At 46.3% G+C, this 11,942-nt stretch carries 5 protein-coding genes; all 5 read left to right on the forward strand.

Annotated elements, in window-relative coordinates:
- Positions 1 to 11: 11 nt before the first annotated feature.
- The 5 genes from ACUUJN_RS04710 (at position 12) to ACUUJN_RS04730 (ending at position 11,863) form a co-directional block, all read left to right on the forward strand.
- Positions 12 to 4,979 (forward strand): DUF5724 domain-containing protein, encoded by a 4,968-nt coding sequence (locus ACUUJN_RS04710; protein ID WP_484669326.1) that lies wholly within the window; start codon positions 12 to 14, stop codon positions 4,977 to 4,979.
- 230 nt (positions 4,980 to 5,209) lie between these two features.
- On the forward strand, positions 5,210 to 5,704 hold the full coding sequence (locus tag ACUUJN_RS04715) for a GNAT family N-acetyltransferase (protein WP_484669327.1): 495 nt from the start codon (positions 5,210 to 5,212) through the stop codon (positions 5,702 to 5,704).
- Positions 5,705 to 5,845: 141 nt separating this feature from the next.
- Positions 5,846 to 6,829: a Gfo/Idh/MocA family protein gene (locus ACUUJN_RS04720; RefSeq protein WP_071559239.1), complete on the forward strand. Its 984-nt coding sequence runs from the start codon at positions 5,846 to 5,848 to the stop codon at positions 6,827 to 6,829.
- 611 nt (positions 6,830 to 7,440) lie between these two features.
- Positions 7,441 to 10,170, forward strand: a complete 2,730-nt coding sequence (locus ACUUJN_RS04725) for a glycoside hydrolase family 3 C-terminal domain-containing protein (protein WP_484669328.1) — start codon at positions 7,441 to 7,443, stop codon at positions 10,168 to 10,170.
- Between the two features lie 175 nt (positions 10,171 to 10,345).
- Entirely contained in the window at positions 10,346 to 11,863 is a 1,518-nt protein-coding gene (locus ACUUJN_RS04730; RefSeq protein WP_484669329.1) for a glycoside hydrolase family 30 protein, read from the forward strand.
- Positions 11,864 to 11,942 lie beyond the last annotated feature (79 nt).

An 11,942-nucleotide genomic window follows, 5' to 3' on the forward strand; every position in this document is an offset into this window, starting at 1 on the left:
GGAAACGAAATATGCATCAAGAGAACAATGAGCAAGAATATTTCACCACACTGAAGGAGCGCGCGGCGCAACTGGATGGACAACAACAGGAGTTGGCTCAGTATGTTGTGGAACTGGGTAAGCTTCATTACATACAGGAGAACGAGGAGCCATTTAACGAATGTCAGCGAATATTAAAAGAACGGGCGACAGAAAGCGGAGAACCGCTGTTTAAACCACTGACAGAGGTATTACGTGCTCTAATTGGACAAACAGCGGGCGATGTATTCGCCCATCTAACAGAGCATGTGACTGAATATCCATACAGCACAGGGTATGCGCGAAAACCGTTTCGCACTTCGGATATTACGGCCCATACTTCCCGGATTTATAAAAGAATGGTGCAGTTGATCCGAATGGACTGTATCGGGTTCTCTGTAATGGATTATTTAACAAAAAAGGATTATGAACCAGGCAGGGATTACCGGATTCAGGAAACGATTGGTGACTGGATTGCTTATGAGCTGGATAACGGTAATTCGCAGGTGCTTGAGGCGTTAAAAGCTATTATTTATGGGGATAATCAGGCTGCGTTACTTACGCGCAATATGATTAAAGGCATGCTCCTGAGTCATCAGGAGGAGAATTATCGCATGATTGGAGAGCTCTTGGCAGCCGCCAAGCTCCAGGAGGGATTGCGCCAAAGTATCGTGGAACAAATGGATGAAGGAACCCCGGAGGCTCTAATATATCTGTTAAAGGTGATCATCGACCAAGGCTTCATTCGTTACAGCTCGGTAGTGCGGGCGCTTGCAGTTTGGACGGGAATGGGTTTGGAATCCGCTAATCAGCGGGTCGTTCGCCAACTGATCGAGCAGGCATATGAAGCATTGACTCGTAGTGAACTGCGCCAAGAATGGCTGACCAGCTCAAATGCTAATGAAGTATATATGAGTTTGTGGGCTACCGCAGTACATGAGGAACGTGATTTGTATGGACAGGTTCAGAAACTCATGGAGCAGGGAGCACCTTACCAGAAGATCGTAGCGCTTTATGTACTGTCTAACAGTGAAAACAAGGATGTGCGCCTCGGAATTGCGAGAGAATATCTGGATGAAACGAACCCGGAACTTCAATATTGGATACTGACGAACTATACAAGCAATTATTTTTATGAATGGATAGAAGGCGGGACGGTCGCGGATCGGATTGTTAAAGTGGTGCGCACTCCTTTGCTGGAGAGCAAAGAGGAGCGGCGTAAAGATTTTGAACGACTTCATAACCTGTTTGTACATATGAAAAAGGGTGAGTCCACCGAGCCTTCCAAGGTGCTGGATTTTGTTAATCTGTATCACCGCTCAGATGCACCTATTCAAAAAATGCTGTATCTCGCTGGTTATGATATGGACGCTTCCTGGATTGGGGAAATCATAGCCTTAAAGGAACAGATTAGCCCTAATCTGCGTGGCGAACTGTTGAACCATTTTGTGCAAAACCCTGAGGATACGGTACAGCGTGATTTTATTTTTTCCAGTTTGTCTGACAAAAGTATGAGTATCCGTGAGTTCGCTGTGGCCAAGGCGCGTAAGCTGACGCTGTCGGAACCAGAAATGCAACAAATGGAAGCCTTATTAAAGCTCAAGACGGGATCGTTGCGACAAAGTGTCATTGGTGTGTTGCTCTCACAATCGGAAGGGCCGCTGGCTGGCTCATTGGAACGCTTGCTTCGTGCTAAGGCGGAGCTGCAACGATTGGGTGGACTGGAAGTATTGACGAAGATATATGCAGACCCGGATCGTGCCGAACAGTATGAAAGCCTGCGGGCTTTGGCGGATATCATTCAGCAACCCACAGCCAAAGAGGAGCAACTGCTGTCCAAGCTGGGACAGGAGGATGCTTATACAGGGGCTAACGGTTTTGGCCTGTACGATCCGAATGTCAAGGAAGCTTGGTTGGAAGAGAAAGTTGATCTGGGTGATTTTCGATTGTCCGATGTTTTTGTTAGTCCATTGGAGAAGCTCAAGCAGTTCTTGAGCGGACTGGATGAGCTTGTTCATCATCATCGTGATGTGGAATATACTGCGGAGTATTATTCGGGCTACAAAGATACATTGCTTATTGGGACGAACCTTCGTCCTCTACGGCTGGTTCAGGTCGATGAAGAAGTAGATTCTAGACTGTCTTTATATCCTCTCTATGAGGAGTGGGACCGTTATTTGCAGGAAAGCGGCATGGAAGCGCGTGAACTGCTGGAGCTTGTTTTTTATGACCGATTGGAGCCTATGGACCGAACGCTGGATCGCTACTATCGATACTTTTCTTTTAACATGAATTATTCAGAACAAAGCAAGCACAAGCTGCTGGAAGGATGGCGTAAAGACTTCGCTGAGCAAATGTATCCTTTGGATCGGATTAACGAGGTTCAGAAGTGGATGGCAGAGCTGACCTATTCCGATCAGGTAAGTACATTAGTTAATGCTTATTTTATGGACACATCCGGTGACCAAACATTTGACGTAATTGACCTTGCTTTAAATTCACTAATGCAGGGCGTGCCTAAGGACAGACCTGCTGAGGATATGGGAATGCTCCATCTATTGTCCGGCCCGTGGGTGGCACTGGAGAAGGGGCAGGTTCATGATGGTGAGTCCTTTAAGCGCTTTTTCCATACCTTTGTGAACTACGCAGAACTGCCAGGAGCGGAAAATCGTTTTTATTCTCCGCTGGATCTGGAGGATTATTTCAAAGCATATGAAAAAGGGTTGATCGGTGTAGGGGAAGTCTATCGGGAACTGCTGGCCGGTAGGGAAAGCAGAAGACATATGAGTTCCTTAACCAATGCCCGCAATACATGGATTTCTAGCAAACATGAATTTTTGGAAATACGTCGTACGGTTATTGATCGACTGTTAGAGGTTGAATTGGTTCGAGGCGATTTGCCTACCGAGGCTACGCCAAAGGTTATGGGATTGAGCCAATTTGAAGGTATGGATTATTTCATCCGTATTTTGGAGGGTCTCGACAAGGAAACGTTTGTGCGTGGTTATGTGTACGGCTACGGTGATCGTATTACCAAAAAAGAATCGTTCAGCCACTTGCTCAAAGCATGTTATCCGAGTGATGGCGAGAATGCCACGTTGCTCAAGGAAAAGCTGAAAAACACTAAAATTACGGATAAACGTCTGCTGGAGGCTGCTATGTATGCTCCACAGTGGATTGAGATTGTAGCAGACTATCTCGGTTGGGAAGGGCTTCGCAGTGCCGCATGGTATTTCCATGCACATATCAATGAAGGTTTTTCGGCCGAGAAGGAAACGATTGTAGCCCATTATTCGCCGATTGCTCCGCAAGATTTTAATGATGGTGCCTTCGATATTCACTGGTTCCATGAGGCCTATGAGACGTTGGGCGAGGAACGATTTGATCTGCTGTACGATTGTGCCAAGTATATTTCAGCTGGAGCCAATCATCGTCGATCCCAGTTGTTTGCAGATGCGACGCTAGGCAAGCTGAAACGAAGTGACATGGAAAAATCAGTGGAAGACAAGCGAAACAAAGACCATTTGCTGACCTACAGTCTGATTCCACTTGCTCAGCCGCCTGAACCAGATGTACGCGAACGTTATGATTTTATCCAGAGGTTTCTGGAACAAAGCAAAAAATTCGGAGCACAGCGTAAGGCCAGTGAGGCACTCGTTTCACGGATTGCACTCGGGAATTTGGCACGTAACGCAGGTTATGATGATGTAACCCGTCTCGTATGGGACATGGAAGCTCGTAAGCTGGATGATCTCCGGTCTTATTTTGAGCCACATGCTTTGGACGAGGCTACAACGGTGCAGCTCGTCATTGATGCTGAAGGAGCGGCAGATATTGAAATTGTCAGCAAAGGCAAGACGCTGAAATCCATTCCGGCTCGTTTCAAGAAGGATGAGTATGTTACGTCGCTGAAGGAGCTTAAAGGAGATCTAGTGGATCAGTACCGCAGAGCTCGCAAAGAATTGGAACGCTCTATGGAGTCTGGTACGACCTTTATGGTGAAGGAATTAAGAGGACTGCTGGGTAATCCTGTGCTTGCTCCGTTGGTGCGAACACTGGTTTTCAAGGCCGATGATCACCTCGGATATTTTAATGAGGAAACGTTGGTATTGACGGCTCCTTTTGCTGAACAGCATACTATAGGAGAAGAAGACAAGCTGATTATCGCTCATCCCCTTCATTTGTTCGAAAGTGGTCGTTGGAGCGACTTCCAGAAGGACTTATTCGACCGCCAGATACGCCAGCCATTTAAGCAGGTGTTCCGTGAGCTGTACTTGCTGAATGCTGATGAACGTGCAAACGCGACAGTTTCCCGTCGATATGCGGGACACCAGGTACAGCCGAATAAAACGGTATCCCTATTGAAAGGTCGCCAATGGACAGTCAGCTATGAGGACGGACTCCAGAAGGTGTACTATGCCGAGAATCTGATTGCGAACCTGTATGCCATGGCAGACTGGTTCTCACCAGCGGATACTGAGGCTCCTACGCTGGAGACAGTACAGTTCTTTGATCGGACAACGTATAAGAGCGTACCGTTGGACGAAGTTCCTCCTGTTCTGTTCTCCGAAGTTATGCGGGACGTGGATCTGGTCGTCAGTGTTGCCCATATAGGCGGCGTTGATCCAGAGGCCAGTCTGACGACCATTGAAATGCGTAGGGTGATTGTGCAGGAATCACTTCGCCTGCTGAAAATTAGCAATGTACGCTTGGATGGGAATTATGCACGTGTAGATGGGACCCTTGGCGAATATGCTGTGCATCTGGGAAGCGGGGGGGTCTATAAGCAAGCGAAGGGAGCACTGCATATTATTCCGGTGCATTCGCAGCATCGTGGACGCATCTTCCTGCCGTTTCTGGACGAAGACCCAAGAACAGCGGAGATTCTATCCAAAATTGTGTTGTTGGCCGAGGACCAAAAGATCAAGGACCCGCAAATTCTTACACAGCTTCAAGCGTAGAATAGAATTCTGATATATAGAGATTCATAATTAACTCAACGTTCGCACCTAGACAATGGTTTCAAATCCTCGACTGTGTAGGTGGAAACTTAGTTTAGTTGCGGAGGTTGAGTTATTTAATATTGAGCGTGTATCAAGCGCCAATAAGGAGATATGGGTAATATTTTAGATTCTGTGGTTTGATGAGAATCTAACAGTATAACAATTGACGATAATAGGAGAACACAACGATGATTAATAGTATCTTTCTAAAAGAGTACTCAACCGAGTATCAATCACAAGTTGTCGATTTAATTTTACATATTCAAAAAGATGAATATAATATCGCCATAACCAAAGAAGATCAGCCAGATTTGCTTGATATTGAAAACTTTTATCAGCGTGGTAACGGCAACTTCTGGGTAGCTCTTAGTGAAGAAACCGTAGTAGGGACTATAGCTTTGTTAGATATTGGGAACCGTAAGACAGCACTCAGAAAAATGTTTGTAAAACAAAACTATAGAGGTAAAACATTCAATGTTTCGAATCAATTATTGCATCATGCCATAGGATGGGCCAGGGTAAGGTCTATTGAAGAAATCTATCTTGGAACAACACCACAATTCGTAGCAGCTCATCGTTTCTATGAGAAGAACGGCTTTGTTAGTATAGCTCCAGAAGAATTGCCGATTGGTTTTCCAGTCATGAAAGTGGATAAAAAGTTTTACAGATACGTCATTCAATAATGGGTATAAATGAAGATGCTGCTGGGTCACAAAAGAAACTGTCGTCTAGCAAATGTTTCTTTTGTTTAGGACAGGCGTTTGCTAGAATAAAAGGGTATGTTGTAAGTCAACGTTAACCAAATTGCTGGGAGGGACACAAGTATGAGCAAAAAGATCAAATGGGGAATTGTCGGCACAGGCTGGATCTCAGATCAATTTGTGGCGGATTTGGCGCATGTTTCGAATGGAGAAGGGTATGCTGTTGGATCACGCACTATTGAAAGCGCTACCGAATTTGCAGCTAAGCATCAAATATCAAGGGCTTACGGGAGCTATGAGGAATTAGCACAAGATCCCGAGGTAGATGCTATTTACGTAGGGACTCCCCATCCTTTTCATAAAGAAAATGTTCTGACGGCTCTTCGGGCGGGCAAAGCAGTCTTGTGTGAGAAACCCTTCACCGTCAATAGCAAAGAATTGGAGGAAATGATCGGCTTTGCACGTGAGCGTAAGCTATTCCTGATGGAAGCAATGTGGACACGTTTTTTGCCTCCGATTCGCCAAGTGCGGGAGTGGATACATGCGGGACACATTGGCGAGGTAAAGCTGGTTAAGGCGGAATTTGGTTTTCGAATAGATTGGAACCCGGAGGGGCGGCTTTTGAACCCTGAGCTGGGCGGAGGTGCTCTATTAGATGCAGGAATTTATCCGGTTTCTTTTGCTTCAATGGTCTTCGGTCCTGAACCTGAGCATGTATGGAGCACTGCTCATATCGGGGAGACAGGCGTTGACGAGACATTTTCGATCTTGCTGGATTATGGAAAAGGACGCACGGCTATGCTTAACGGGGCAGTCCGTCTCGGATTGACGAATGAGGCATACATCCATGGAACAAAGGGCTATATCCACATTCCGTCATTCCTGAACAGCACATCTGCTACTTTAGTTGTGGACGGTGAAGAGGCACAAAACTTTCAGGATGACCGATCCTCTACAGGCTATGCCTTTGAAGCAGAAGAAGTCGGGCGTTGCTTGAACGAAGGTTTGCTCGAAAGTTCTACTATTTCTTTAGATGAATCGTTAGGAATTATGAAACTGATGGATCAGATTCGTTCACAATGGGGGCTTCGGTATCCGTTTGAATAATCACATTAATTCCAGGGACCTTTCAGGTTCTCTGGAATTTTTTTGTTTATGAGCGTTATTTTTCATACCAGGATTTTGCGAAATTCGATTCCAGTCACTCCGAAGTGCAAGATATAGACGAATTAACATTGCGATCTATATCTTGTTCATTGGAAGTCGATTATTGGATTTTTGAAAAAAAATTCTTATACATAAGTATTTCCAATTCCCAAATAGCGACTTTGGTCGCACGCTAGGTAACGCCATATGAGTAAGTCAAGAGTGGGACATATGAATCATTTTTATGGATTAAAATTAGTTAAAAAACCGTCATTAAATAGTTACAAAAGTGTAATTTTATTATCGGTTAACTGAATTGTTAACGCTCTCTTTTCATGAAAAAGAATGAAGGTCCTAGTGTTGTACTTCCAAAAACTTTCAATGAAATTTTCGGAAATGTACGGTAGGGTGGTAAACGTGTCACTTGAGCCATTGCGGCTTTTGCTGACTTGCTTGCTTATCCCGTGGCTCTGGATTCTTGTCGGAGCTCGCAGGATCGAGAGCCTTTGCAAGCCTGTGAGAGTTGAATAGGCATTCACCTCATGACCTAACATCAAGGAGGAATTACAAACGTGAAAGTGAAATCAACATGGTTGTTCCGTATGGTGATGATGACAGTTATCGCGGCTGTTGTGATCGGACCTATGAATATTGCAGGAGCGGCAGGAAGCCAGACAGATCGGCCTTGGATGAACACGGCCCTGTCGGCTGAGAAACGGACAGCGTTGCTGCTGCAGGAAATGACGCTGGAAGAAAAAATAGATTTGGTGACTGGCAAGGTCAACAATTACTATGGATTCTATAATAATTCGATGGAGCGGTTGGGCATTCCGGCGCTGGCGATGGCAGATGGACCAGCGGGTGTGCGTATCGCTAATCCAGATGTGCAGGACAAGCAATCTACTGCGTTGCCTGCTCCAATTGCGTTGGCTGCAACGTGGGATACCCAAGCTGCCAAACAGTATGGTGATTTGATTGGAGACGAGGCTTTTAATACAACTCATAATGTTGCGCTTGGACCGGGGATGGATATTGCCCGTATTCCATGGGGATCGCGAAACTTTGAATCTATGGGTGAGGACCCGCTACTGCAATCGCAAATGGCGACCGCTTATGTCAAAGGTATACAAAGCCACCCTGTTTTGGCGACTGCGAAACATTATCTTATGAATAATCAGGAAACAGAGCGCTTCACGACGAATGTCAAAGTCAGTGACCGTGCGTTGCATGAGATTTACCTACGCCCGTTCCAAGAAGTCATCGCCAAGGCAGATTTGGGAGGGGCAATGTGCTCCTTTAACAAGGTCAACGGCGAGTCTGCTTGTGAGAACAAAACTCTTTTGACCGACCTCTTGAAGAAGGAACTGCAATTCAAGGGCTTCGTGATGAGTGATTACGGTGCGAACCTGAGTACAGTCGAATCGGCAAATAGCGGATTGGACCTGGAAACACCGGGGACCCCTTATGGTAAATGGGGAGATCAGCTGCTGGCGGCTATTAAGAATGGTAAGGTAAGTGAAAAAACGATTGATGATAAGGCTGGGCGCATTTTGGTGCAAATGTTCAGCAAAGGTTTATTCGATCACCCGGCTCAAAATAATCAAATTGATGCCCGTGACCATGGCAAGACAGCCCGTCAATTGGCTGAGGAAAGTATGGTACTGCTTCAAAATAAAAACAATGCATTACCGTTGTCTAAAGATAAACTCAAGTCCATTGCTGTGATTGGCCCCGATGCAGATAACGGCACTGTGGCAGGCGGAGGCAGTTCGTTGGTGAACCCGACGTATACCGTGAGTCCGTTAGAGGGCATCCGCAATCGTGTCGGCAAAGGTGTTACCGTCCAATATGCACCGGGTACAGACCCGATCTCTGCAGGAGACATTATGCCTGGCCCATCGGCTGTTCCGTCTTCACTGTTGACTACATCTGATCAGAAAGAGGATATCAGTGTTGGATATGCGACTTATGGAGATGGCGAACAGGGGCTTCGAGGCGAATACTGGAAGAATAACAAGATGGAAGGAAATCCGATTCTTGTACGCAATGATGACCAAGTCAATATGAACCTTGGATTTTATAATTATCAGGGCTTCAATGCGAAGTCCCCTAAAGTTCCAAATACACCAACGACACTGAACGGCTTGATATCTGCACGCTGGACAGGGGCAATTGCAGCTCCCAAGGATGGTGACTATGCATTGTCATTAACCAGTTTGGGATCAAGCAAGCTGTATCTCGACGATAAGCTTTTCGTGGACAATCAAGGTGAAAAGCTGGGCACTACGAAGAAAAGCATCTCCCTTAAAGCGGGTGAAAAGCACAAGATACGTATTGAATACCGCGCTGATTATCCGACAAATGGTCGTGATTCCGGTGGTATGGTTCGTCTGGGCTGGGAACCTCCGGCAGATACGTCAGATAAGTTGATTGACAACGCTGTGAAATTGGCGAAAAAATCGGATGTTGCGATTGTTGTTACGCGTACGTATGAGAGCGAAGGATATGTTGAGCGTTTCGATATGGAACTGCCGAACAATCAGGATCGGCTAATCCGTGCGGTTGCGGCTGCAAATCCGAAAACTATTGTCGTACAAATGAGCGGCAGAGCCGTGCAAATGGATACCTGGCAGGACAAAGTCCCTTCCATCGTACAAGCATGGTTTGCTGGACAAGAGCAAGGGAATGCTATAGCACGCGTCTTATTCGGGGATGTGAATCCTTCGGGTAAGTTGCCGGTAACCTTCCCGGTTAACGAGCAGTCTACACCCGTGTCCTCACCAGAGAAGTTTCCGGGTGTGAACGGTATAGGTGACTATTCAGATGGTATTTTTGTAGGCTATCGTGGGTATGAGAAATCGGGTATTCAACCGGCGTTCTCCTTTGGACACGGTTTATCCTATACGACATTCGGATATAGCGATCTGAAAACAAAACAGCATGCGAGTGGAAAAAAATCTGATCGTACGAGTTCCGTCGAAGTTTCGCTAAAATTGAAGAACACGGGTAAAACAGCCGGAGCTGAGGTTGTACAGGTGTACAACGGTAAGCTTCCGACAAACGTAGAGACTCCATCCCGTCAACTGGCAGGCTGGTCCAAGGTAGAGTTAAAGCCGGGTCAAGAGAAGAAGGTTCGCATTGAGCTCGACCCGAAAGCTTTCTCATATTGGGATGAAAAGTCCAAAGCATGGGTTATGCCAGCGGGTGAAGTGCCCATTTATGTGGGCAGTTCCTCTCAGGATTTACGACTGACGGGAAGTGTTACGATTCCGGCAACCTCTACAGAAAAGGCAAAAAAGTAATCCCGTTACATTTGTTTTAAAATGGTTATATTCAAGAGAGCGCGGGCACAAGCACCGGCTCTCTTTTTGCTATTGGTATGTAAACGTCCAACAGGTATGCAAAGGGAAACCCAAGTGAAAGCTGAAATAGTAGGGAGGATGGGGACAGGATAATGATGGGGAGAGGAGGATATAGATGAAAAAACTCCAAAAGCAACGACGTACTGACATCTGGCTGCTTATAGCTGCAGTAGCCATTTTGATCTGTGCGGTCCTGGCCAGTATGGCTATACGGAATGTTCCGGGGCCGAAAGCAGAAAATAACGTCAACATGTGGCTAACAACACCCGATCCGGCGAATCGCCTAACCCAACAAACCCCGATCCGTTGGGATAGGGATCACAGTAAAGAAAATGCAGCGAATGCGGATACACTGACGATTGAGATTAAGCCAGATATTCGTTACCAGACGATGGAAGGGTTTGGAGCAGCGGTGTCCGGTTCGTCCGCATACCTGATGAATTATGGCATGTCTGCCAATCAGCGTGATCAGCTGCTAAATGATTTGTTTACAGCCAGTGGCATTCAACTGAGTTATATTCGCCATACCATTGGAGCCTCAGATTATTCCGTAGATGGACAGGGGCAGCCTGGCAGCTATACCTATGACGATGTGGCAACAGGTAAGGACTATGAGCTGAATCATTTCTCCATCGCCAAGGATCGGGATGTGATCGATGTGCTGAAGCAAATCTTGAGAAGAAACCAGGATTTAAAGATTATGGGAACCCCATGGACAGCTCCGCCCTGGATGAAATATGGGGAGCAGATTTATAACGGCTGGTATTTGGACTATACCAATCCGCGCGTCTACCAGGCGTATGCTGACTATTTTGTTCGTTATCTACAGGCTTATGCGAACGAGGGAATTCCGATTCAGGCGATTTCCATTCAAAATGAGCCAGAATTCACGACGTCCAAGTATCCCAGTATGAGCATGGGAGCAGCAGAACAGGCGAATTTTATTAAACAATACCTGGGCCCGACCCTAAATCGAAACCATTTATCTACTCACATTATTGCCTTTGACCATAACTGGGATACAGGGAGCGAATATGCCAAGACTGTGTTAGGAGATGAACAGGCTCGAAACTATACGCACGGAACAGCCTTTCATTGCTACAAAGGAGAGCCCACAGCGATGACAGATGTGCATAATGCTTTCCCTGATAAGCCTGTATATATGACAGAATGTAGTGGGGGGGCGTGGAGTCCGGGCTTTGGAGATGATTTGAGCTGGGATATGTCCAAGCTGATCATTGGTGCACCCCGAAACTGGTCGCAAAATGTCCTCTTTTGGAATATCGCACTTGACCCGTCCGGGGGTCCGACCAATGGGGGTTGCGCCAACTGTAGAGGTGTAGTGACCATCGACCCGTTAAGCGGTGCAGTTACGAAAAATGTGGAGTACTATGCGATTGGGCACGCCAGCAAATTTGTCCGTCCAGGTGCAGTACGTATTGATTCTACACATTATAGTGGAAGTATCGAAACGGTCGCCTACCGCAACCCCGACGGTACGCTTGTCCTGATTGCCGCCAATACGGGAGAGAACACAAAGACATTTAAGGTTCGGCAGGGAAATAAGGTTTTCAAATCTACCCTTCCCTCCAAGTCCGCAGCTACCTTTCAATGGAATCCTACGGTTTCCTGATATGGCATGTACATCAACGTTTTATAGAAGTTTTAGAGCGCTTAGCCCATCTGGCTGAGCGCTCTTTTTTCATTTGCTA

This window comes from Paenibacillus sp. LRG-1 (assembly GCF_057220305.1).

What these genes read in the sequence shown, in the direction of transcription:
- ACUUJN_RS04720 (WP_071559239.1), top strand. Translation starts at nt 5,846, where the DNA reads ATGAGCAAAAAGATCAAATGGGGAATTGTCGGCACAGGCTGGATCTCA.
- ACUUJN_RS04710 (WP_484669326.1), top strand. Translation starts at nt 12, where the DNA reads ATGCATCAAGAGAACAATGAGCAAGAATATTTCACCACACTGAAGGAG.
- ACUUJN_RS04715 (WP_484669327.1), top strand. Translation starts at nt 5,210, where the DNA reads ATGATTAATAGTATCTTTCTAAAAGAGTACTCAACCGAGTATCAATCA.
- ACUUJN_RS04730 (WP_484669329.1), top strand. Translation starts at nt 10,346, where the DNA reads ATGAAAAAACTCCAAAAGCAACGACGTACTGACATCTGGCTGCTTATA.